14 protein-coding genes and 2 pseudogenes are annotated in these 23535 nt (G+C 67.0%); 9 read left to right on the plus strand and 7 right to left on the minus strand.

What is annotated here, in order from left to right:
- Window positions 1-33 precede the first annotated feature (33 nt).
- From Amac_RS43140 to Amac_RS55605, 3 genes are all read left to right on the plus strand, one after another.
- Entirely contained in the window at window positions 34-3225 is a 3192-nt protein-coding gene (locus tag Amac_RS43140; protein WP_155360235.1) for a GH92 family glycosyl hydrolase, read from the plus strand.
- Window positions 3226-3378: 153 nt separating this feature from the next.
- The gene (locus Amac_RS43145) at window positions 3379-3711 is read left to right on the plus strand and encodes a DUF6247 family protein (protein WP_155360236.1); all 333 of its coding nucleotides are present in this window, start codon (window positions 3379-3381) and stop codon (window positions 3709-3711) included.
- Window positions 3712-3957: a hypothetical protein gene (locus Amac_RS55605; protein WP_218041638.1), complete on the plus strand. Its 246-nt coding sequence runs from the start codon at window positions 3712-3714 to the stop codon at window positions 3955-3957. It begins immediately after the preceding gene.
- A gap of 131 nt (window positions 3958-4088) precedes the next feature.
- Here Amac_RS55605 and Amac_RS43150 read toward each other — a convergent pair whose 3' ends face one another.
- Window positions 4089-5408 (minus strand): type 2 periplasmic-binding domain-containing protein, encoded by a 1320-nt coding sequence (locus Amac_RS43150; RefSeq protein ID WP_155360237.1) that lies wholly within the window; start codon window positions 5406-5408, stop codon window positions 4089-4091.
- A gap of 572 nt (window positions 5409-5980) precedes the next feature.
- Here Amac_RS43150 and Amac_RS43155 point away from each other — a divergent pair.
- Window positions 5981-7084 carry a serine hydrolase domain-containing protein gene (locus Amac_RS43155; RefSeq protein WP_155360238.1) on the plus strand — a complete coding sequence of 368 codons (1104 nt, stop codon included), beginning with the start codon at window positions 5981-5983 and terminating at the stop codon, window positions 7082-7084.
- Window positions 7085-7920: 836 nt separating this feature from the next.
- Here Amac_RS43155 and Amac_RS58485 read toward each other — a convergent pair.
- Window positions 7921-7992 (minus strand): annotated as a pseudogene (locus tag Amac_RS58485) (PIN domain-containing protein); the annotation flags it as partial.
- 475 nt (window positions 7993-8467) lie between these two features.
- Here Amac_RS58485 and Amac_RS54105 point away from each other — a divergent pair.
- Window positions 8468-10639 carry a tetratricopeptide repeat protein gene (locus Amac_RS54105; protein ID WP_246269070.1) on the plus strand — a complete coding sequence of 724 codons (2172 nt, stop codon included), beginning with the start codon at window positions 8468-8470 and terminating at the stop codon, window positions 10637-10639.
- Window positions 10640-10685: 46 nt separating this feature from the next.
- On the opposite strand, the gene Amac_RS43165 is transcribed toward Amac_RS54105, so the two are convergent.
- Genes Amac_RS43165 through Amac_RS43180 form a run of 4 tightly spaced genes read right to left on the minus strand, consistent with a single transcriptional unit; the run spans window position 10686 to window position 15750 of the window.
- Window positions 10686-12674 carry a glycoside hydrolase family 2 protein gene (locus tag Amac_RS43165; RefSeq protein ID WP_155360239.1) on the minus strand — a complete coding sequence of 663 codons (1989 nt, stop codon included), beginning with the start codon at window positions 12672-12674 and terminating at the stop codon, window positions 10686-10688.
- Window positions 12675-12695: 21 nt separating this feature from the next.
- Window positions 12696-13529: a carbohydrate ABC transporter permease gene (locus Amac_RS43170; RefSeq protein WP_155360240.1), complete on the minus strand. Its 834-nt coding sequence runs from the start codon at window positions 13527-13529 to the stop codon at window positions 12696-12698.
- Window positions 13526-14395, minus strand: a complete 870-nt coding sequence (locus tag Amac_RS43175; RefSeq protein ID WP_155360241.1) for a carbohydrate ABC transporter permease — start codon at window positions 14393-14395, stop codon at window positions 13526-13528. Before Amac_RS43175 ends, Amac_RS43170 begins: the two co-directional genes overlap by 4 nt.
- Entirely contained in the window at window positions 14395-15750 is a 1356-nt protein-coding gene (locus Amac_RS43180; protein ID WP_155360242.1) for an ABC transporter substrate-binding protein, read from the minus strand. Before Amac_RS43180 ends, Amac_RS43175 begins: the two co-directional genes overlap by 1 nt.
- A gap of 138 nt (window positions 15751-15888) precedes the next feature.
- Between Amac_RS43180 and Amac_RS43185 the strand changes: the two genes are divergently transcribed.
- The 3 genes from Amac_RS43185 to Amac_RS43195 all read left to right on the plus strand — a co-directional run bounded on the left by Amac_RS43185 (window position 15889) and on the right by Amac_RS43195 (window position 21625).
- Window positions 15889-16902: a LacI family DNA-binding transcriptional regulator gene (locus Amac_RS43185; RefSeq protein WP_155360243.1), complete on the plus strand. Its 1014-nt coding sequence runs from the start codon at window positions 15889-15891 to the stop codon at window positions 16900-16902.
- 159 nt (window positions 16903-17061) lie between these two features.
- Window positions 17062-18204, plus strand: a complete 1143-nt coding sequence (locus Amac_RS43190) for a sugar phosphate isomerase/epimerase family protein (protein WP_155360244.1) — start codon at window positions 17062-17064, stop codon at window positions 18202-18204.
- A gap of 250 nt (window positions 18205-18454) precedes the next feature.
- The gene (locus Amac_RS43195) at window positions 18455-21625 is read left to right on the plus strand and encodes a PQQ-dependent sugar dehydrogenase (protein WP_170322949.1); all 3171 of its coding nucleotides are present in this window, start codon (window positions 18455-18457) and stop codon (window positions 21623-21625) included.
- Between the two features lie 293 nt (window positions 21626-21918).
- Here the strand turns inward: Amac_RS43195 and Amac_RS54560 are convergent, their stop codons facing one another.
- The gene (locus tag Amac_RS54560) at window positions 21919-22296 is read right to left on the minus strand and encodes a hypothetical protein (RefSeq protein WP_155360246.1); all 378 of its coding nucleotides are present in this window, start codon (window positions 22294-22296) and stop codon (window positions 21919-21921) included.
- A 369-nt stretch (window positions 22297-22665) separates the two neighbouring features.
- Here Amac_RS54560 and Amac_RS43205 point away from each other — a divergent pair.
- A pseudogene (locus tag Amac_RS43205) lies at window positions 22666-23535 on the plus strand (DUF222 domain-containing protein); the annotation flags it as partial.

The raw sequence follows: 23535 nt of genomic DNA on the forward strand, positions 1-23535 counted from the left end.
TGGAGGAATCCCTTGTCCATATGGTCAGCACCGATGGTCGCCACCCTCCTGGCGGCCATGGCATTGCCAGCAGGCGCGGTGCACGATCCCGTGCCGACCCCGGTCACCGACGTGGCCGCATTGGTCAACCCCTTCCTCGGCACCAAAGCGGGCGCCGCGGACTTCGGGCACGGCGGCGGCGCGGGAATGAACTTCCCCGGCGCGGTCGTGCCGTTCGGAATGATGCAGTGGAGCCCCGACACGATGGAGAACGCCGGGGGCGGCTACGCGTGGGAGGACAACCGCCTGCGCGGTTTCTCGATGACACACATCTCCGGGCCGGGTTGCACCGGCGCGCAGGATTTCCCCGTGATCCCGATCTCCGGAAAGATCGGCCGGTCGCCCGCGACGCACGGCGCCGATTACATTCAGACGTTCAAGCATGAGAATGAGAAGGCCTCCCCCGGCTTCTACAGCTCGGTTCTCGACACCGGCATCAAGACCGAGCTGTCGGCGAGCACGCGCGGCGGCGTGGGCCGGTTCACCTTCCCGGCCGGCAAGCCGGGCACGCTCCTGCTGAACACCAGCGGCTCGGTCAACGGCGTGGACGACGGCGAGACCAGGATCAGCGGCAACACGGTGACCGGCTGGGTGCAGACGGGCGGCTTCTGCGGCCCGCCGATGCGGTACAAGGTGTACTTCCACGCCACGTTCGACCAGCCGATCCTCGGTTACGGCACCTGGAAGGACGGCACCGTCACGCCGGGGGCCGCGACCGTGCGGAACGCCTCCGAGGCGAAGGTCGCCAACGCCGAGGTGGTCACCGCGGGCGACATCACGGTGAACGGGCCCGGCTCGGGGGCGTACCTGGAGTTCGATCCCGCCCGGCCGGTCCAGATGCGGGTGGGTCTGTCCTACGTGAGCCTGGCCGGCGCGAAGAACAACCTGGCCGCCGAGATCGGCCAGGACGGGGTGGATCAGGTCGCCGCGAAAGCGCGGGCCACCTGGAACACCCGGCTGGGACAGGTGAAGATCGGCGGCGGCACCACCGAGCAACGGCGCACCTTCTACAGCAACCTCTACCACGCGCTGCTCCAGCCGTACGTGTTCGAGGACGTGGATGGCACCTACACCGGCATGAACGGCCAGCCGTACAAGGTGGCGCCCGGAAAGCACCACTACGCGACCTTCTCCGGCTGGGACATCTACCGCAGCGAGGTACAACTCCTCGCCCTGCTCGCGCCCGATGTGGCGAGTGACATCGCCCAGTCGATGTACGACAACGCGCAATCGGTGGGGAATGTCTGGGACCGCTGGTCACACCAGAACGCGATCACCGGCGTCATGGTGGGCGATCCGTTCCACTCGATCCTGTCCAGCATGTACGCCTTCGGCGCGCGCGGTTTCGACGCCCCCGCGGCGCTGGACGCGATGGCCAAGGCAGCCCGCAGGGTCGGCCCGCAGGACATCGGCCACCCGCTGCTCGGCTACGACGAGCGCCCCGGCAACGCCGACTTCATGGCCAAGGGCTACGTCCCGATGGACCCGTCGACCACCCTGGAGTACGGCGTCGCCGACTTCGGCATCGCCCAGCTGGCCGCCCGCCTGGGCAACACCGCGCTGGCGAGCGAGTTCATGAAACGGTCGCAGTCCTGGCAGAGCACCTACAACCCGGCGAACACCTGGATCCAGCCGAAGATGGCCGACGGCGCGTTCCGGTCGCCGTTCGACCCGGCCTCGATGAACTCCTACATCGAGGGCAACGGCGCGCAATACCACTGGCTGGTGCCGCACAACGTGCGCGGCCTGTTCGACTCGATGGGCGGCAACGCGGCGGCGATCTCCCGCCTGGACAACTTCTTCAAGGTCCTCAACGCGGGCCCGAACCAGCCGTACGCCTACCTCGGCAACGAGCCGTCGGCGGCCACGCCGTGGCTGTACGCGTGGGCCGGCCAGCCGTACAAAACCCAGGATCTGGTACGGCGAGTCCAGAAGGAACTCTTCACCTCAGCCCCGGACGGACTGGTCGGAAACGACGACCTCGGCGCGATGGGCTCCTGGTACGTCTGGTCCGCGATCGGCCTGTTCCCGGCGATCCCCGGCCGGGCCGAACTGCTGGTCAACACGCCCCTGTTCGACTCGATCACGATCAAGCGCCCCGCCGGCGACCTGATCATCAACGCACCGGGTTCGGCCAACCGGTACGTACGGACGCTGAAGGTCAACGGCGTGGCCACGACGAAGGCGTGGCTGCCGGAGACGATCGCCCAGCGCGGCGGCAAGCTGGACTTCACCACCGCGACCACCCCGAACACTGCGTTCGGTTCGGCCCCCGCGGACGCACCGCCCGCGTTCAACGAAGGCGCGAAGCCGCTGCTGCTCGGCCTGAACCCCGGCAGCGGCCCAGTCGAGCCAGGCAAGACGTTCGAGACCACGATCACGGCACGGTCGACCGGAAGCGTCGGAGGGTCGGTGCGCTGGGAGGCGAAGCCGCCGCCCGGCATCTCGGTCACCCCGATCAGCGGCACCCTCTACCCCACCTCCGGCGGCGGCGCGGCTTCGCAGAAGATCACGGTGACCGTACCCGCGAACACCCCACTCGGCATGGTCAGCATCCCGATCCTCGGATCCGGCCAGATCAACGCCGGCATCCGGCTGAACGTGGCCAAGCCCGGCACCCCCGCCTGGCACCACAACAACGCCAGCATCGGCGACGACACCAAGCCCGGCAGCGCCAACGTCGACGGCGCCAACTTCAGCTACTCCGCCCAGGCCCTCAGCGCGGTCGGCCTCACCCCCGGCGCGACAATCAACTGGAACGGCTTCACCTTCACCTGGCCAAACCGCAACCCCGGCGAATGGGACGACATCCAGCCCGGCACCAAACCCCTGGACGTCACGGCCCCCACCGGCGCCACCAAGATCGCCTTCCTCGGCTCCGGCACCGGCGGCTACCCCGAGGTAGACGCGACAATCACCTACACCGACGGCACCACAACCACCACGAAACTCGGCATGAGCGACTGGCTACTCGACTTCGGCGGCGGCCAACCCCAGTACGGCAACGAGATCATCGCCTCCAGCCCCTACCGCCTGTACGGCGGCTCCTGGGCCATGCAGCCCATCCCAGCACACGTGTTCGCAGCCCAACCGATCGCCCTGAACCCGGCAAAAACCCTGAAGACCATCAAGTTCTCCCCACCCGACGACGGCATCCTGCACATCTTCACCTGGGCCTTCCTCTAGGCACCCGGCGCTAAGCGGGTCACCCCAAACCGGGGTGACCCGCACGCGGGTCCGATTCCCCTCATTCACTCCGCGACAGGTCTGACTTCTCGCCTGTGCATGAAGGATGTCTCCCCCTCTCTGTAGTCTTAGGGACAGGGAAGGGAGCACGGTATGACCGCACAACCGCAGGACTTCATCTCCCTCGGTGCAGCTCCGCCTGAGAGGAACCTGCGAGCCATCCGTGCTGCGCTGGTCGTCCCAGAAGATCGCGAGGCTTTCGACGCCGGACTAAAGGCCGTGCTCGATGAGGTCAGGGTGAGCCTGGATCTTGAAGCCCTGCACACCTTCGTGCACCGCTGGTGGATCTCCGCCTGTGACACCACGAAGGACCCCGAGGGGCGCCGCCAGATGCATGTCCGAGCCCAGCAAGCTCTGGCTGGCGAACCAGTTCCCCAGGGGAGGCCGTGGCGGGAGATCCTTGCTGCTCGCGGGATCGATGTCTAGGTGTTCAAGCTCATCATTGACCCTGTAGCCGAGGAACAGATCGCTGCGCTACCTGCTCACGCATTGCGGCCCCTCGCTGAGCTGTTCGCGCTCCTGGAGACCGCTCCTTGGAGCGGCAGCCCATATAACTCCAAGAACCCTAGAGCGAACATGCTTACGCATCCGTTCGGAGAACGTGGTCTCGCCACCTATGTGGTCTTGGACCAGCAGCGTGAAACCTATCTTGTTCGCATTGAATGGCCGTAGGCACGCGCTCGTTGTGGGTTCATCCGAACTCGCGCCGGATAGGTGGAACGAACCATGGAGAACAAGAACGCTGCCATGGAACTGGCGGCACGATCGAGGCCGCCAGTTCGCACAGCCTGACCAGTGCGCCGTCAGTTGATGTTGAAGGACACGCACTTGTCTCCATCGGGGAGCGGGTTGATCCTGACGAAGCCCGCGTCATCGATGATCTTGTCGATGGCGAGACCGTAGTTGCGTTCGGCGCCCGCATGTGGGACGCCCAGGCCGGGGTCGCCTACAGGCTTGATGTGCATGGAGTTGGAGCGGCAGAGCCATCCGTGCGGATACTCGCCGATGTAGGAGCGGATCCGCCATCTCAGTACGGGGTCGCCGGTGACCGGGCGGCGGTACACGTTGTACAGGAAGTTGGTGTACTGATAGGTGGAGCTCTGGATCGAGGGGGCGCTGGGAGCCACGCCGTTGACGCCGATCAGGTCGGTCGCGGCATCTGTGCAGTTGGTGGCTCCGGTCGCGTACTTGCCGTACGACACCCACCAGATCGACCGGCCCCTGTCTCCGGCCGGCAGATCGTTGATCGGGGTGCAGTCGTTCTCTGGCAGCAACTGGCCGCCCGTTTCCAGGGCGCAGTAGTTGGCATTGCCGCCGAGATAGGTCTGGAAGGTGCCGAAAGAGGAGGTGAGGGGCTCAACGCCATGGACCAGGATTTGCTCACCCGGCGTGCCGCCGAAGTCGCCCCAGTCCTCGGCACACCCGTCCCCGGAGATATCAGTGAAGATCTCCTTGATCTGGGAGTGGCTCAGACTGGTGACGGGTTCGCTCGCTCCGCCGAGCCACTTGGGGATCGCGATAGCGTCCTTGGCCCAGCCGACGTAGGTGAGCTTGTCGCTCACGTTACAGATCGACGGCAGGCTGCTGGGCGACGTCGAAGAACGCGCGTAGCCGATATCCGTGGTGCCGGGGGTGCCGTCGTTGCCTTGGCAGAGCATGCGCAGCCCCGCACTGGTGCCCTGAGAGAACATCGAGGCCGCGACATCGTGGTAATAGTTCTCAGTCGTCACCACGCTGGTCGGCTGCGGTGACACGCATGTCCACTGCGGGGTCGTCGGCGGGACCACCAGATCACAGCCCGCCGATTCGTTGTAAATGATGTCCATCTCCTGCATCGCGTCGAACGTGTTGAGCGAGCCCGCGCCCAACATGACGGCGGGCTGATCCGCCTGCGCGACTCCGGCCATCGCCACCACGCTGACCAGCGCGCCGACGACCACCGCCACTCGTCGGGCGAACCCGCGGCGTCGCGCCTTTCCATCGTTCCGAATTTTGCTGGACATGAATTCCTCGATCCTGCTGCGACGAAACAAAGGCCGCGTCGTTTCGGCCGCAAGGCCGAAGATCGGGCGCGTGCCAGCAGCGATGATCCGCGCGCGAGGGTCCCCGCCAACCAACGGCACATGTCAACGGAAGGAACGGCCGCTGAGTGATTTCTTCGCAAAAGCGCCACTATTATTTCTCGACCGGTTCACCGTTCCTGCATTCTCACGATCGACTGCGGGCACAAGACCACGAAATGATGGCGGCAATTGCGTCACCACAAATTTCGGCCAATAACGGACGAGAACCGAAATATATCTGTCCAGTGCCGGGGAACCGCGGCCTTTCCCGCCGGGCCTCCGTGCTGGTCTTCGGTGGGAGTGGCGGCTCCACTCGGCGTCACCGGGGTCATGTCGAGGTGGATGGCCCGGACGTGCCCCGGTAGCAGCGGGCCACCCACGAATCGCGCGGGACGACAAGGACCGCGAGCGGCTCACCCTTAAGCAACTCGTGTTGACTAATCCTAGATTAGTCAACTAAGGTTGCTTACATGCCCGCGAGTGACACCCCGCCCCCCAGAACCCCACCAACGCGCTGGCAGCCGTAGTAGCGCGCTTTCCGTAGCCTTCGGCGATCTTTCGCGCTCTTTTTGGTATGCCCCTTTCCGTATGGCCATGTCTGACCCCTTCATGCCCAAGGAGGCAAAATATCAATGTTTCGCGCCCGTACGGGCCTGCTCGTCGTTGCCCTGACTGTGGCAGGGACCGCCTTAACGACCCCCGCCGCCTCCGCGGCCGACCGCGACCGAGGTCACGCCAAGCTCCAGCGCGCGCTCGACCAGGCCGTGGCCAACGGCGGCGGCCCTGGCATCGTCGCCGAGATCAGAGACGGTCGCACGACGCCGTGGTTCGGCACGGCGGGGGTGGCCGACATGACGACCGGTCGCAAGCGCAAATCGGGTGAGCACTTCCACATTGGAAGCTTCACCAAGGCGTTCACCGGGACGGTGGTCCTGCAACTGGTGGCCGAAGGCAAGCTGAGCCTGGACGACACGGTGGCTAAGTGGCTGCCCGGCGTGGTGGAGGAGTATCTCGGCGCGGACGGTATCAAGATCACCATTAGGCAGCTGCTCAACCACACCAGCGGACTCCCCGACGCCATCCTCGGCCAGGAGACCCCGCGTCCCGAAGAACCCGGGAAACGCTTCATCTACTCCAAGGTCAACTACAACCTCGCAGGAATGATCGTCGAGCGTGCGACGGGCTCGACCCTCGCGGGCGAGATCGAGCGCCGTATCGCCCGCCCGCTGCGCCTGGCGGGAACCTACCTCCCGGGCACCGACAGGACGATCCGCGACCCGCACGCCCGCCACTACTCCAAGCTGGGCGAGACCGGCCCCGACGCGGAAATCCACGACGTGACCGGGATGGACTTGAGCTGGGCCTGGGCCGCCGGCGGCATGATCTCCACGACCTCGGACCTGCACCGGTTCCTGAGCGCCCTGCTGCACGGCCGCCTCCTCCCGCCCGCCCAGCAGAAGGAGATGTTCACCGCCGTCTCGACAGAAGGCTCCGGCTGGGTCCCCGGCACCAGGTACGGCCTCGGCATCTACTCCCAGAAACTCCCCTGCGGAGTCACACTCTGGGGCGGTGGCGGCTACATCCAGGGCTCAACGTCGTACGCGATGGGCAACCGCCGGGGCACCCACATGCTGGTCAGCAACCTGAACGGCGACTGGAACGACTTCCAGAAGACCTTCACCACCCTCTTCACCCCTTCCTTCTGCCCAACGACCTCCCCAAACCCGGCCTCATAACCTTACGAACGCGATAGCCGCTGCCGGATGGCCACCCCCGCGCCTCTGGTAGGTACGGCATGCGCTGAAGCCAACACGGCCCTGGAGGCGAACCACAAACAGGCAGCCTGCTCGAGATCCAATGACATGGCGAGGCGGCTCACCTTGCAGGCGATGCCGTGACAGTCATGGAAACGCCCCGCAGGAGTTGGGGTTATCTCCATGACGAGGCTCATGCCTTTTCATGACGCCAATAGCGGGCAGATGGCGCAACCGGGCGTCACACACCGCCGGAGGGGTTCGCCCCGATGACCCGCCGAGCAGCAACATGAATATAACCACCGTGCAAGAAGGGGCACATGACTTATATCTGAAGGGGTGAGCTGGCTGACCGAATTCCCGCGCTGCCGGGTGGGAGGCGGCACTCACAAGCGATCTCCTGATCGTGGGAGACCGGGTCTTTCGGGTGGTACGGCGGGCGCGAGCGCCCTGGCCACGCGAGGTGGTGCCAGGACCAAACTGCCTGCTCGTTGTCCTGTCGATCACCAGTGGCGCTGCACAGGCGGTGGAGGCGGCTGGCTGGTCGTGGGCGAGTGACGCGACGGCCGGATCTACCTACGCGGCGTGACCTGCCTGCCGAAGCTCGCGGTGACGACCGAGCGGCCAAGCCGGGTAAGCATAGCCGCCAGGCCAGGCCCCATAGCGCGTGTGCGGGCCTTGGACTCACCCAACGCGGGCGATCTCAGGAAACTGGACGAGGATGCGGTGCGTCTCTTCGCACAGCTCCTCGCGACGGGTCTCGCTATGTAGTGGACATGCCAAACAGCCAAAGATAATGGGACCGACGCGGAACGGCATCAGTCTCGGAGTGCCGCGGCCGATTCCACCAGTCCGGCACGTTCGAGGGCGTCGAGGATGGCCGCGAAGGCCTTGGGCGGTCGACCTCATTGCCGTACAGCACATTCACGTCGTACACCACGGCGAACGCCATCAGTACAGGTCCAGTTCCTCGCTGAGGGAAATGAGGTCATCAGCGGCCTTGCGCCTGTCGGCATCGCTCTGCCGCTTGTAGGCCATGAGATCCTCGAACCGGACACGCCGGTGCCGCGCTCGGTGTTGTACCAGCGCGTCCAGTCGGTGTGGCGGGGTGTTCTCCCAGGACAGCGTCCACGCTATCGCAGATAATGCACCCCTATCTGCGATAACAATCCATGGTCATCTCTACCATCAACTTCTGCGCTCAGTCCCGAAGGCCGGGAGTCACGGTTGAATGTCCGGTCTGTTTGGGGCGATTCAGGATGGGAGTCTGGGTGGTCAAGGCTGCCAGACAGGGGAGCGGGTGGGCAGGTGAAGGGGAACCGGGTGGTGAGGGTCGGGTTCCTAGCTACGGCGGGAGTCTTGCTGGTGGCCGCGCCGTCGGTGCTGGCGGTGGCCGGGGTGAAGGACTGGCGATGGCTGACCCTGGCGGCGATCGTCGCTCCGGTCGCAGCCCTGTTGTCGGGGGTATGGCAGGAGCGGTTCACCAGGGCCGTGCAGGTCCGAGACGAGCGAGCCTGGGAGTTGGCCGAAGGCAGTTACACATTGGGCGGGAAACTGCCACGGGTCCGGGACGTGGATCCGATAGTGCTCGGGGTGCATCCCGCACCGACGAGGGAACCGGGTCCTGGCCGTGATCGGGTTCCGGTTTACATCGAGCGGGACACCGATCGCGGTTTGCGGGCGCGGCTGGGCGGGTCAGGGTTTGTGCTGCTAGTGGGTGACTCCACGGCTGGGAAGTCGCGGGCGGCGTTCGAGGCGATCCGGGCAGTGCTCCCCGACCACATGTTGATCGTCCCGCTGGGCCGGGAAGCGGTGGCAGCCGCGGTACGCGCAGCCGGGTCGGCGCGGCGGTGTGTCCTGTGGCTGAACGATCTGGAGTTCTACCTCGGAGCGGGCGGCCTGTCGTACAAGCAGGTCGCCGAGATGCTCGCCGGAGACGGGCACCACCGGGTGATCGTGGCGACGTTGCGGACCGCAGAAGAGGATCGACTCACCGCCGCAAGCGAAGAGAAAACGGCCCGGCAGCTTCAACGCGACACCCAAGCGGTACTCGATCTGGCTCACCGGATCTTTCTCGAACGACAGTTCACCGCAGCGGAGCGGACCAGGGCCGGAGAGGCGGCAGGAGCAGATCCCCGGATCGCTGACGCGCTCACCCATGCCGACACCTGCGGGATCGCCGAGTACCTGGCGTGTGGGCCGCGGCTGTTGCGGGAATGGGAGAACGCCTGGTCCCGGGGCGCGCATCCACGGGGAGCGGCGTTGATCGCCGCAGCCGTCGACCTGCGCCGCGCGGGCTACCTCTCGGGCGCGCCCAGGCCGCTGCTGGAGGAAGCGCACGCTGGCTACTTGGAGGCGCGTGGAGGGGCACGGTTACGCCCGGAATCCATGGACGAAGCCTGGCGGTGGGCCACCCAGGTTCGGCAGACAGGCAACCCCTTGCTCCAAAGCACCGGCGACGACGACCACGTCGAAGTGTTCGATTACCTCCTGGACGTCACCCAACGCCGCAGCCCGGCAGGGGATCACGTCCCCGCCGAAGTGATCACCGCCGCGCTCCGGTACGGCGACGCCGCCCAAGCCGCTGACCTCGCCACTACTGCCTATAACAAGGGCCGTTATCAACTCGCCGCCACTGCCTACCAGTACGCCCTCAACGCCAACCTCGACCAGCACGGCCCCGAGCACCCCGATACCCTGACCAGCCGCAGTGACCTCGCCCTCGTGTTGTGGGCGTTGGGTCGGCCGGCGGAGGCAGAAGCCGAGAACCGGGCGGTCCTTAAAGTCCGGTCACAGCTGCTGGGTGCCGATCACCCCGACACTCTGACCAGCCGCAGCAACCTGGCCCTGGTGCTTTGGGAGGTGGGCCGCTTGGCGGAGGCGGAGACTGAGAACCGGACAGTCCTGGAGGTTCAGAAGCGGCTGTTCGGGCCTGACCACCCCGACACCCTGACCAGCCGCCATAACCTCGCCAATGTACTGCGGGACCTTGGCCAGTGGATCGAGGCCGAGACTGAGAATCGGGTCGTCTTCGAAGCGCGGACACGGCTGTTCGGGCCTGACCACCCCGATACCCTGACCAGCCGCGATAACCTCGCCTATGTGCTGCGGGACCTTGGCCAGTGGATGGAGGCCGAAGCTGAGCACCGGGCAGTCCTGGAGACCCGGACGCGTCTGTTCGGGGCTGACCATCCCGACACCTTGAACAGCCGTAACAACCACGCCAAGGTGCTGCGGGACCTTGGCCAATGGATGGAGGCCGAAGCTGAGCACCGGGCAGTCCTGGAGACCCGGACGCGTCTGTTCGGGGCCGACCATCCCGACACCCTGACCAGCCGCAGCGATCATGCCGTTGTGCTGCGCGACCTGGGCCGACCAGCCGAGGCCGAAGCTGAGCACCGCGCAGTCCTGGAGACCCGGACACGCCTCTTCGGCGCTGAAGCCCCCGACACCCTGACCAGCCGCAGCAACCTTGCCGTTGTGCTGCGCGACCTGGGCCGATCAGCCGAGGCCGACGAACTAGGCGAACCGAACTGACAGCAGTCGCGGTGGCAACACCAAGAAGCGACGCATGACGGATCTCCTAGAGGGGGTGGTCGTCGCCGATGATCGGGGCCGTGTGGGTGCTCACGTCCAGGGCCGTACGGGCGATGACCGTGCCGCCGGAGACGAGGGCGAGGTGGAGCCGGCCCGCTGGCCAGCCCGCCGGCAGTTCGGCCTCAACCGGTACGGCGGAGCCGAGCACGAACGGTTTGGCGCTCGCGGCGGGCCCTTCGGTCCAGGAGCCGTCCACGGGAGTAGGGGCGAGCAGGCCGGTCCACGCCGTGTGGATGACGCCGTCGACCGGCTCGGGACCGTGGTGCGAGACATGCACAGGGATGGTGAAATTTCGGGACTCGGTGAGCAGGTCGCGGGCGGGCCCCACCGGAACCACGTCAACGACCAGGGTGGTCACCGCGTTCACCTCGGCGGGGCGGACCCCCGCCAGATCCTTGGCACGCCGCTCGAAGTCGAGCAGCCCGGCCGACTCGTGCTCGATGTCGTACAACTCCGTGTACACGTAGCCGGCCAGCCGGTCATACCTGCGCAGTTCCTGCGTCTGCCAGCGCAGGTGCCAGGCGCGTTCGACGCAGGTGAAGCCCCCGCCGTACTCGCTGTTGAGGTTCGGCACGCCCGCCAGCGGCTCGACGGCGAGCACCTTGCGCACCACGAAGTCCGGCCCCAGCTTCACCGGGAAGTCGTCGCGGACGCCGTTCATCAGGTCGGCGACATTCCGCGCCCAGGCCGACGGCGACTCGTCGTAGTAGTGCCAGTCGAGCAGGTCGGTCTTCACGTGGGCCCAGCCCGAGTTCTCCACCACGGGCCTGCTGGCGTCGAGCGCCTTGAGCAGGTCGTACGACCGGACAGCCGCCTCAGCCTTCAGCGGGTCGCCCGGGATGTCCCAGTCCAGCCCCCATTCCTCGTTGTACAACCCCCAGATGACGATCGACGGAGCATTGCCGTGCAGTTCCACCATCGGCGCGATCTGCGCCTCGAAGGCGGCGACGGACTCGGCGGAGAAGCGGCCGGTGGCGGCGGGCTCGGCCCAGACCAGCATGCCCATCGTGTCGCACAGATGGTAGAAGCGCGGATCCTCGAGCTTCAGGTGCTTGCGCACCAGGTTGTACCCAGCGGCCGCGGCGGCCTCGATGTCGGCCACCAGCGCCTCGTCCGAGGGCGGGGTGATCCCGGTCAGCGGCCAGTACCCCTGGTCGAGCACGCCGCGCACGAAGAACCGCCGGCCGTTCAGATACAGCTCCTCGCCGACCGCCTCGATCCTGCGCAACCCGGTGTACGCCGTGACCCGGTCACCCGAGGACAGTTCGGCGTCGACGTAGTACAGCCGCGGATTCTCCGGCGACCAGTGCAGCGGCTCCGCCACCGGCAGCGACGCCCGCGCGACCCCGTCGACCACGGGCACCTCAAGAACGCCGCCCCCGCGCAGGGACAGTCGCAACGTCCCGTCCGAGGCGAGCGCCTCCACCTCGATCCCGTCGAGCGTCTCGTTCGGCCGCAGCCGCAACGCCGAGATGTGGGCGGCGGGCCGCCCCTCCAGCCACACGCTCTGCCAGATCCCCGACGACGGCGTGAAGCAGACCCCGTCGAAGTCGTCACGCGGCACGCTGCGCTGCTTGCCGTGCGCGATGTCCCGCTTGTCGAGCGGCGCGTGCACGCGGACGACGATCTCCTGCTCCCCGGGGACGAGCGCGTCGGTGATGTCGGCCTCGAACGGCGTGTACCCGCCGGCGTGCCGTACCACCTCGACGCCGTTCACCCACACGGTCGCCTCGTGGTGCACGGCGCCGAAGTGCAGGATCACCCGCTCGGTGAAGGCGGCGGGAACGGTGACGGTCCGCCGATACCAGGCCAGGGACACCCAGTGCCGCGCCACCCCGGACGCGGGCGTCTCCCACGCGTAGGGCACCGTGATGCGGCCCCATTCCGCGTCAGTGTCGGCGCGGAAGTCCCACTCGCCGTTCAGGCTCGCCCAGGCGTGCGACCGGTCGAAGTGGGGGCGGGGGTAGGGGGTCATGGTTCTCCGTTCCATGAAAAATCAGCCTTTGACGCTGCCGGCGAGGATGCCGTTGATGAAGTGGCGCTGGAGCAGTACGAAGATCACCAACAGCGGCACCATGGCGACGCTGCCCGCGGCGAGCAGCTCGCCCCAGACGGTGGTGAAGTCGGAGCCGATCCTGTTGCCGGTGATGTTCTGCGCGAGTGTCGACAACACGACCTGCAGGGTCTGGTGCTCGGTGTCGTTGACGGCGACCACCGGCCAGACGAAGTCGTTGTAGACGTTCATGGTGGTCAGCACGGCGAGCGCGGCCAGCCCCGGCCGGATCACCGGCAGCACGACGCGGACGAAGATGCCCAGCTCCGAGGCCCCGTCCACGCGTCCGGCGTCGATGAGTTCGGTGGGGATCGCGGCGATCGTCTGGCGCATCCAGAAGATGCTGAAGGCGTCGATCGAGCCGGGCAGGATGAGCGCCTGGTAGGTGTTCACCCAGCCGAGCGCGCTCATCTCCAGCAGCAGCGGGATGATCAGCACCAGCGTCGGCAACATCAGCGTCAGCAACACCACGCCGAACAGCACGTTCTTGCCGGGGAAGGTGAACTTGGCGAACGCGTACCCGGCCAGCGGGCAGAACACCATGGTCATCGCGCCCTTGACGACCAGCACGAGCGCGGTGTTGGCGAAGCCGGTGCCGATGGGCACGTCGGCGAACATCGCCTGGTAGTTGTGCAGCGTCGGGCCCGAGAGCGTCAGCGGGTCGGTGACGATGTCGTTCGGCGGCTTGAACGAGGAGCTGATCGCCCACCAGATCGGGTAGAGGAAGCCGATCGCGAGCACGCCGAGGATCGTGTACTGGCCGATACCGGGTTTCATGACGTGCCGTCCTTGGGCCGCAGCAGCCTGACCGCGCCGAGCGAGAGCCCGAACACCAGCAACACCAGCAGGAACGAGTTCGCCGCTCCGGTGCCGAGGTCGGACGCGGAAATGTGGTCGAAGAGGTAGAGGCCCGCCGTCTCGGTGGAGCCGTAGGGCCCGCCCTGGGTGACGACGAACGGCTCGGCGAACATCTGGAACACCGCCAGCGTCTGCACCACGACCAGGAAGGCGATGCTGCGCCGTACCAGCGGAACGGTCAGCGACCAGAACTGGCGCCACCGCGAAGCGCCGTCGAGGCTGGCCGCCTCGTAGACCTGTCCGGGTACGGCCTGCAGCCCCGCCAGCAGGATGATGATCGCGAAGCCGGTCGTCTTCCACAGGACCAGCAGCGCCAGCGTCGGCTTCGACCACGTCGTCGAGGTCAGCCAGCCCACGTCAGGCAGCCCGACCAGGTTGAGCAGGTAGTTGACGAGACCGTAGTCGGTGTCGAACACGACGATCCACACCTGCGCCATCGCCACCAGCGGCGTCACGAACGGCGCGATGAACGCCACCCGGAAGAACCCGCGCAGCCGCAGCTTCGCGTTCGCCAGCAGGACGGCGGCGCCCAGCCCCGCCACCACCTGGATCGGGACGATCAGCACCCACATGACGGCCGAGTTGCCCAGCGAGGCCCAGAAGTCGGGGCTGCTCAGCAGGTAGGAGTAGTTGCCGAGCCCGACGAACGTGGCCTCGCCCGCCCCACGCCACCGGGTGAAGCTGAGCTGGAGCGCGAAGATCAGCGGGTAGACGCCGAACGCGGCGAACACCAGGAAGAACGGCGACACGAACACGTACGGCGTCAGCCACGTCCGAACCCGCATCAGCCGCGGTCGACCAGGTTGCGCTGGATCTTCTTGGCCGAGTCGGCGATCACGTCGTCGGGCGACATCTTGCCCTCGATGAGCCGCTGCACGTTGTTGCCCAGGTAGTCGACCGACTGGGCCCACCACCACGGGATCGGCGCGGCGGCGGGGATCGTGCTCGACGCCTCGGTGGCGACCTTCCACAGGTCCTGGCCGCCGAGCGCCTCGATGGGCTGGAAGAGCGGCTTGGCCGGGTCGAGGACCGGGAGGTAGCTGGGGACGGAGGTGGACAGGCCGCCCGGGTAGACGCTGTTGGGGCCGTACACGGCCTGGATGCCCTCGTCCTTGAAGCACAGGTACTCGTACAGCAACCAGGCCAGTTCGGGGTTCTTGGCCTTGGCGGGGATCACGAAGCTGCTGCCGCCCATGACGCCGCTGCGCGCCCCGCCCGGCGTCCACGCGGGCAGCGGGGCGGCGCGCCACTTGCCCTTGGTGGCCTTGAGCAGGTTCTGCGGCGCGAACGACCACCAGATGGCCCACGGCACGAACACCTGCTGGCCATTGTCGAGCGTGTTGACGTCGGCAGGCTCCAGGTAGGGCGCGTGGGTGACCAGGCCGTCGCCGGTCGCCTGCTCGATCCAGGTGAAGATCTTCTTGTACTCCGGGGAGTCGAGGCGCAGCTTGCCGCTCGCGTCGGTCAGGCTCGTGCCCTGCTGGTTGGCCAGCATCTCCAGCCACAGCTGCGACAGGAACGGGTTCTTGTCCAGGTGGATCGGCTTGCTGGCCGGGTTCTTGTCCTTGATGGTCCGCGCCGCGGTGAGCAGGTCGTCGTAGGTGGCGATGCTCGCGATGTCGACGCCGGCCGCTTCGAGGATGTCCTCGCGGTACCAGAGCAGGCCGGGGTCGAGGTCCCACGGAACGCCGTAGATCTTGCCGTCGACGGTGTTCACCGAGATCTTGTACGGCGCCGTTTTGTCCTGGTAGGGCGCGATCAGATCGGTCAGGTCGTACAGGTGCTCGGCCTGGCCGCCGATCTTGGCGTCGTCCCAGAAACTCCCGTCCGGCACGTCGGTGCCGCTGATCAGGGTGTTGGCCAGCTTGGCGTCGATGTCGACCTGCTGGTGGTTGACCGTCACGCCGGGGTAGGCCTGCTTGAACTTGGCGATCGCGGCGTCGAAGACCTTGAACAGGTCGCCCGAGCGGTTCCAGATCGTGATCTCGCCCTTGACGGTCGAGGCGGTGGCGCTCGGGGCTGCCAGCTTGCTCGGTACGGCCTGGCCGCTTCCGCCTGGCGCGCAGCCGGCTACGGCCAGCGCGCCGACGCCGAGCGCGCCTTTGATGAAGCCGCGCCGCCCGATAGGGGGTGTGGACATGTGGTGCTCCTTAACCGTGCCCCGATCCGACCTTGTGAGGGCTCTGCAACGATGTAGACATCATGCATACAGCAATGCAACGATGCAAGAGCGAGTTAAGATCTAGCAAAGCCGAGCAGGGGAAGGTATAGGAGACGCATGGCCGGTCCCACTCTGCGCGACGTCGCCCGGCGCGCCAACGTCTCGATCCGCACGGTCTCGAACGTCGTCAACGGCTATGCCCCGGTCTCCGACGAGTTGCGCACCCGGGTGCAGGCCGTGCTCGACGAGCTCGGGTACCGGCCGAACCTGATCGCCAGAAACCTGCGGCAGGGCCGTACCGGCATGATCGCGCTCGTCGTGCCGGAGCTGGACGTGCCCTACTTCGCCGAGCTGGCGCGTGAGGTGATCACGGCGGCGCGCGCGCACGACTACGTGGTGATGATCGACCAGACCGACGGCGACGCGGAGCACGAGCGCGCCCTGCTCGGCCGCGACTCGCGGGCCGCCATGTTCGACGGCCTGCTGCTCAGCCCGCTGACGATCACCGCCAAGGAGCTGCGCGAACGCGGCAATCGGGTGCCGATCGTGCTGCTGGGCGAGCACATCTTCAACGGCAGTTTCCACCACGTGGCGATCGACAACGTCGCCGCCGCCTTCGACGCGACCTCCCACCTGCTGGACCTCGGCCGTACGCGGGTGGCGGCCATCGGCGACCAGCCGTACGCGACGGGCGAGACCGCGCAGTTGCGCACGATCGGCTACCGGCAGGCGCACGCGCGCCGCGGCCTGCCCGTGGTGGATGAGCTGGTTGTCCCGACGGCCCGCTTCCACCGGCGGCTGGGCGCCGAGGCGATGGACCGCCTGCTGGCCCTGCCCGAGCCGCCCGACGCGGTGTTCTGCTACAACGACCTGCTCGCCCTTGGCGCGATCCGCGCGCTGACCAGGGCAGGAGTCCGGGTGCCCGACGACGTGGCCGTGGTCGGCGTGGACGACATCGAGGAGGGGCAGTACAGCACTCCGAGCCTCACGACCGTCGCCCCTGACAAGGCCGCCATCGCCCACACGGCCGTCGACACGCTGCTGTCAGCGATCAACGGAACGGCGACATCCAGCGCGGCCGAGGTCGTCGTACCCCACCGAATGATCGTCAGGGAGAGCACGACCGGCTGAAGAGGCTGCTGGAAAGGGGCTCATTGACGTGATGGTGATCAGCGGCTAACAATGTGGGAGCTCGGACCTGACGGCTGTGGCATGCCGGATGGTCTGAGGAAATGATTTGTTGTGACGTGGTCGGCGCACGCGTTCTTCCTGTGAAGGGATACGTGTGTGATGTTTCGTCATCCGCAAGTAGACGCACCTGACGAGGGTCACGAGCTGGGCCGCAAGCTGGGTCTCAGCCGACGGCAGCTCCTCGCGGCCACCACCGGGATGGCCGCGGCGGCCGTCGCCGCCTCGACGATTCTGAAGCCCGGACGCGCCGCAGCCGCCGAAGGCGTCCCCCTGATCCGGGACAGCAAGCGCGGCATCATCCTCTTCACCGTCCGGGACGCCATCTCCCGCAACCCGCTCACCTCCGACCTGCCTTCGGGCTTCCGCGAGGTCTTCAAGGCGCTCAGCGACATCGGTTACGAGCGCGTCGAGTTCGCCGGCTACACCCAGAACGCCAACGCCGAGGGCGGCGCCAACCTGGAGACCGTCGCCGGTGCGACGCTGCTGCGCCAGTGGCTGGACGACAACGGGCTGCGGGCCGAGGGCAACCACGGCTTCATCCCCGCCTCCTGGCCGCTGACCCAGGCCGATCTCGACCGGTTCAAGGCGTCCCTGGAGATCGCCAACATCCTGGGCATGGGCCACATGGGCACCGGCAACGACCCCACGTCGAGCAACTACAAGGCCGACTGGGACGTCGCCGCGGCCAAGTGGAACACTCTGGGCGAGATCGCCCGTTCCTCCGGCTACGTCAAGCTGTACACCCACAATCACGACGCGGCGTACAACTTCCTGCTGGACAGCGGGCCGCTCGATGCGCTGGGCCGTCCCACGCGCTCCTCGGGCGTACGCAAGCTGGAGTACTTCCTCGGCATCACCGACCCCAAGTTCGTCAACCTGGAGATGGACATCTACTGGGCGCACGTCGCCCAGTACAAGTTCAAGACCTACACCGCGCCGGACGGCTCCACCCAGACGAACGTCTTCAACCCGCTCGCCCTGGTCCAGGCCCAGGAGGGCCGCTACCCGCTGTTCCACGCCAAGGATGGCGCGATCAACACCTCGACCGCCAACGGCTACGACATGGTGCCGTTCGGCACCGGCGCCATCGACTACACCGGGTTCTTCCGCGGCCTGACCAGCGGGCACCACTACCCGATGTACGAGCAGGACAACGCGCCGGGCAACGCCACGACGGCGCCGAACCAGTCCCTGCAGTACGCCGAGATCAGCTACGACAACATGGCTGCTCTTCGCGCCTAGCCCTGCTGGGCCTGCGAGGTCGACCGGTCGCCGTGTCTACTTCGCCGTGACCGGACGCGTGACGGCCGGTTTCCCCTGTCGCTGATTCCCGCCCGGTCCCTGGCTGCGCCTGGGGCCGGCCGCGGGGCCTGCTCAAGCGGGCTCCGGAGACAACTGACCGCCAGAGGAGCTCCTCCAGCACGGCGGTCGAAATCATCCCCACTCCGTGGAGAGATCCATGCCTTTCGCGCGCCGCCTTATGGTGGCCTTCTTGTCCTCGTCCCTGTTGATGACATCCCTGATGCCCGCGACGAGCGTCGTGGCACATCCCGGAGAGCACAGCTCACCGCCCCCTCCGGACGAGCGCTTCCAGAAGGTCTTGCTGGAGAACACCGGTCTCACACAGCCGATGCGGATCAGTGTCGCCCCGGACGGGCGTGTGGTCTATATCGAGCGTGATGGCCGGGTAAAGGTCTGGGACCCGACGACCAAGGCCTCCGTGGTCGCCGGTACGGTACCGGTCCGGGTCGTCGGTGAACTCGGCATGGTGGGGCTCGCACTCGCCCCGGACTTCGCCACGACCGGCCACCTCTACCTGCATTTCTCCCGGCCGGACTGGGCGTCCAGCTTCATCTCCCGGGTGTCGCGCTTCACCCTCGGCGACGACAACATGCTGGACCTCTCCTCGGAGAAGGTGATCCTGGACATCCAGCACCCGCAGGGCGTCGGTGGCGGGCACAGCGCCGGTGACCTGCTGATGTCAGATGACGGTTACCTGTTCATCGCCACCGGCGACAACACCAACTGCTGTGCCTCGCGGGGCTTTCCTGGCACCGACGAGCGTCCCGGCCAGGCGGGCGGCGACGCGCAGCGGACTTCGGCCAACACCAACGACCTCAATGGCAAGATCCTTCGGATCGTGCCCAAGCCCGAGGGCGGCTACGACATCCCCGAGGGCAACCTGTTCCCGGTCGGCACCGCGAAGACCCGTCCGGAAATCTACGCGATGGGGTTCCGTAACCCCTTCACCATCGGCGACTACGACGAGGCCACGGGCAAGTTGTGGATGGCCGACTACGGGCCCGACGCGGTGCTCGCCGACCCCCAGCGTGGACCGGCCGGGCACGTGAGAGTGTTCCTCATGGACGGGCCCGGCAACTACGGCTGGCCGTACTGCACGATGAACAACGTCCCCTACAACGACTGGAACTACGTCACCGACCAGCCCGGCCCCTGGTTCGACTGCGCCGCACCGGTCAACGACTCGCCCAACAACACCGGCCTGGTGAACCTGCCGCCGATCAAGCCCGCCACCGTCTATTACACCTACGACAAGCAGTCCTACTTCCCCGAGCTGTACGGCGGCGGCGCCATGGCCGGACCGCAGTATCACTACGACGCCGCCAGCACCTCCAAGACCAAGTTCCCCGAGTGGTTCGACAATCGCCGGTTCTTCTTCGACTGGACCACCGACTGGGTCCAGACGACGGCGTTCGACGAGACCGGCGCCCCTGCCGAAATGCATGAACTCCTGCCCGACCTGGACTTCCGTAAGCCGATGGACATGCAGTTCGGCCCCGACGGTTCGTTGTACGTGCTGGAGTACGGCAACGGCTGGGGCGCCAGCAACGACGACTCGGGCATCTACCGGATCGACTACGTCGAAGGCAACCGGACGCCCGCGATCCAGACCGACCTGAGTGCCGACTCCGGCCAGCTCCCCCTCACCGTCGATTTCGACGCCTCGGCCACCACCGACCCCGACGGCGACCCGCTGACGTTCTCCTGGGACCTCGACGGTGACGGCACCGCCGATGCGACAGGGCCGACCGCCAGCTACACCTACACCACGTCCGGGCAGTTCCATCCCCGGCTGACCGTCACCGACTCCGGCGGCGCCGAAGCGATCGCGAACCTTTCGGTAGTGGCCGGCAACACCCGTCCCACCGTCGAGCTCACCCTGCCCGAGGACGGCAGGTTCGCGGAGTTCGGCCAGAACCTGCCGTTCAAGGTCAAGGTGACCGACCCCGAGGACGGCACCATCGACTGCACCAAGGTCAAAGTGACCTATCAGCTCGGCCACAACCAGCACGGTCACCCGATGGCCGAGGCCACACCCAACGCCGACTGCGCAGGTGTGCTGGTGCCGGGCCGCGACGCCTCCCACGGCACCAACGCCTACGTCTTCCACGTCGTCGAGGCCTCCTACACCGACCAGGGCGGCGCCGGCGACACCCCTGCGCTCGAAGGCTCCAGCGACGTCGTCCTGCACCCCCGCCAGTACGCCGCCTCCACCTATCAAAAGGGTCTCGGTGTCGGCCTCTACACCGGGCAGCTGTTCATCCCCGACACCGGCAACTGGTTCATGTTCCCCCGCATCAACCTCAAGGGCGTCGACCACCTCAACATGGAGTTCGCCACCCGCCTGCCCGGCGTCAACTTCACTGTGCACGCCGATTCTCCCACCGGACCCACCGTCGCGAGCTTCGCGAACGTGCCCGGCACCGGATCGACATCACTGTCCAGCAGGGTCTACAAGTGGTTCACCACCCCGATCACCGACCCGGGCGGCGCCCACGACCTGTACTTCGTCGCCACCTGGACCGGCGGCGTCCAGCCCGAACTGTTCGCCCGAAACTTCCAGTTCCAGACCATCCCCGACATCCGCGTCACCCTCGACCCGGCCGCTCCCACCGGGAACAACGGCTGGTACACCAGCGACGTCAAGCTCACCTACAGCGGGCTGACCGCCGGCCTGTGGACCGGCCAATACTCCATCAACGACGGCACCACCTGGGTCAACGTACCCGCGACCGGAATCCAGACCGTGAGCGCCGACGTCAACGGAACCCTCCTCTACCGGGCCACCGACAGCGCGGGCACCACCTCTCCGTCCGGCAGCCTCCCCCTCAAGGTCGACAAGACCGCCCCTGGGATCGCCGCGATCGGCGTCGAACCCAAGCCGTACGGCGACGCCGAGTCGATCACCCCGGTGTTCACCGCGAGCGACGCGACCTCCGGCGTCAGCAGCGTCAAGGCCACGATCGACGGCACCGGCGTCGATTCCAGCGCACCAGTCCCGCTGTGGTCGCTGCCGCTGGGCGAACACACCTTCACCGTCACCGCTACCGACAACGCCGGCAACACCGCCACACAGACCATCACCTTCACGACCCGGACCTCCTACGACGAGGTCCGCGCCCTCATCACCCAGTTCCAGCTAGCCGGCAAATTCAACGCCGATACGGCCGCCAAGCTCCGCGACCGTATCGACCGTTCTCAGGAACAGGCCCTCAAGGGCAGGATCCAGCACGCCATCAACCCACTGGAGAACTTCATCTCCGAAGCAGGGAAGCCCAACAAGATCGCTGACTCCGCGGTCCGGGCCGCACTCGCCAGAGACGGCCAGGCACTCATCGCCGACCTGGCGGAACAGCAGTAACCAAGCCGGGGAGAGCCTCAGTGCGCGAGGCTCTCCCCGCCACGCATCTCCGCCTCCGCCCGGGCAGGCGATGCTGAGCGTTGGTGGCAGTGTGGAAACTCACTTGGTGAGTCCTCATCACTTCGTGGATGGTGGGAATCGGTTCGCCCTTGGCGAAGATTCCGTCGGTGATCCGAGCAGTCAGTAGCCCAGCGATTTCCTCGTCGCTCGTGACTTTCCGGCGGTTGTTCGGCTCAGCGGTGGATTCGGGGATGAGAAGGGCGTTTTCTCGGGGCAATGTGTCTGTGAACATGTCAACGCCGTTCATCTTTGGCTTCCTTGACCGGCAATATCGGATCCTCCACCTCGAACCACACCGCCCGGCCCGCTCGTCGTCCTTGAACCCCGATGCAGTCGAGATCTGCTCGACCGGCCACAACCCATGGCCGCCGGTACTCTCCGAGCCTGCGTGAGCGCGCACCATCGGCCTGCTGGTCGCTGACCCTGGTCGACAACAACGTGGTGGCCCGGCTGCGGCGGCTCGGGGTGTCCATCGAGGAGGCGTCGGCGGACCTGGGGGCGGACACGTTCACCACGTTCCGGCTGGCGACGTTCCCGATGATGCGATCGGTGGCGGGCGGGCTGCTGGCGTTCGCGCTGTCCTTCTTCGAGATCATCGTGACAACGTTCACGGCCGGAGCGGGGTCAGGACGCTCCCGATCTGGATCTTCGAGAACCTGTTCAGGCCCAACCAGGCACCGGTGGTGCACGTGGTCGCGGCGGCGCTCATCCTGCTGTCGGTACTGCCGATCTGGCTGGCCCAGTAGATCACGGGCGAGGCCGCCAGGCCTGTTCTTCGCGGGTTGACGGTCCGCCGGTTGGTGTCCTACTCCTGATCGGGCGTGGCGGATGGATCTTCGGATGCCGGTGGGTAGGTAGATCTTTTCACGGGGCGCGTGACCTGCGGTTTTGTCGTGGATCTAGGCCAGGTTTTGTCGTAGGTGCTGGATAGCGTGAGGGTGGTTGTTCGGATCCGCCGGAGCGAAAGGGGGGCACCTTCCATGCTCGGTTCTCCAATCGACGTGCGGGATCCCGCCCGTGCGAAGGGTGCCCGCGGACGCGAGCTGCCCGCGTTCCTGAAGGGCACGATGCTGGACCCTGACTACGTCCCGCCCCAGCGTTCCGCCCACGACACCCACGACGACACATACGGCGACGCGCACAGGGACGCGTGCGGCGACGCAGGGCAGCAGAACGCACGGCAGCAGTTCCTCCACGGCCGCTCCACCGACCCTGGCCGCTCCACCGACGCCGGTCGCTTCACCGATCCTGGCCGCTCGGCCGATCCTGGCCGCTCGGCCGATCCTGGCCGCTCGGCCGATCCTGACCGCTCGGCCGATCCTGACCGCTCGGCCGATCCTGACCGCTCGGCCGATCCTGGCCGCTCGGCCGATCCTGGCCGCTCGGCCGATCCTGGCCGCTCGGCTGACGCTGGCCGCTCGGCAGGGCCGGAGGCCTGGGGCGAGCCGGTGGGTTCGGGGGTGCTGGTGGCCCAGTTCCGGCAGCTCGCCTCCCGGATTGCGGTAACCGACATGCCCGACAGCGCCGGGTTGTGCGTAGGCGAGACCGAAGACCTGCTGTTCGCCCAGGACCGGCTGAGCTCGGCGATCGCCGCCCGGGTGGGACGCGTCCACGCCACCGGTGAAGCCAAGAGCCCCGGCAGCGGCGGTCACGCCTCCACCAGCACCTGGCTGCGCGCCTCAGCGGGCATGACCAGCGGAGGCACCTCCCGCCTGATCCGGCTGGCCACCCAACTGGCCCGCCTGCCCACCGTCCGGGACCGGCTGGCCCGCGGCACGCTGGCCGAGGGGTCGGCCGATGCGATCAGCCAGGTCACCACCCACCTGACCGACGCGCAGGCGGGCCAGTTG

Origin of the sequence: Acrocarpospora macrocephala (assembly GCF_009687865.1) — a bacterium.
GTDB lineage: Bacteria > Actinomycetota > Actinomycetes > Streptosporangiales > Streptosporangiaceae > Acrocarpospora > Acrocarpospora macrocephala.

What these genes read in the sequence shown, in the direction of transcription:
- Amac_RS43190 (WP_155360244.1), top strand. Translation starts at nt 17,062, where the DNA reads ATGTTTCGTCATCCGCAAGTAGACGCACCTGACGAGGGTCACGAGCTG.
- Amac_RS43170 (WP_155360240.1), bottom strand. Translation starts at nt 13,529, where the DNA reads ATGAAACCCGGTATCGGCCAGTACACGATCCTCGGCGTGCTCGCGATC.
- Amac_RS43165 (WP_155360239.1), bottom strand. Translation starts at nt 12,674, where the DNA reads ATGACCCCCTACCCCCGCCCCCACTTCGACCGGTCGCACGCCTGGGCG.
- Amac_RS43185 (WP_155360243.1), top strand. Translation starts at nt 15,889, where the DNA reads ATGGCCGGTCCCACTCTGCGCGACGTCGCCCGGCGCGCCAACGTCTCG.
- Amac_RS43145 (WP_155360236.1), top strand. Translation starts at nt 3,379, where the DNA reads ATGACCGCACAACCGCAGGACTTCATCTCCCTCGGTGCAGCTCCGCCT.
- Amac_RS43180 (WP_155360242.1), bottom strand. Translation starts at nt 15,750, where the DNA reads ATGTCCACACCCCCTATCGGGCGGCGCGGCTTCATCAAAGGCGCGCTC.
- Amac_RS43175 (WP_155360241.1), bottom strand. Translation starts at nt 14,395, where the DNA reads ATGCGGGTTCGGACGTGGCTGACGCCGTACGTGTTCGTGTCGCCGTTC.
- Amac_RS43140 (WP_155360235.1), top strand. Translation starts at nt 34, where the DNA reads ATGGTCGCCACCCTCCTGGCGGCCATGGCATTGCCAGCAGGCGCGGTG.
- Amac_RS43155 (WP_155360238.1), top strand. Translation starts at nt 5,981, where the DNA reads ATGTTTCGCGCCCGTACGGGCCTGCTCGTCGTTGCCCTGACTGTGGCA.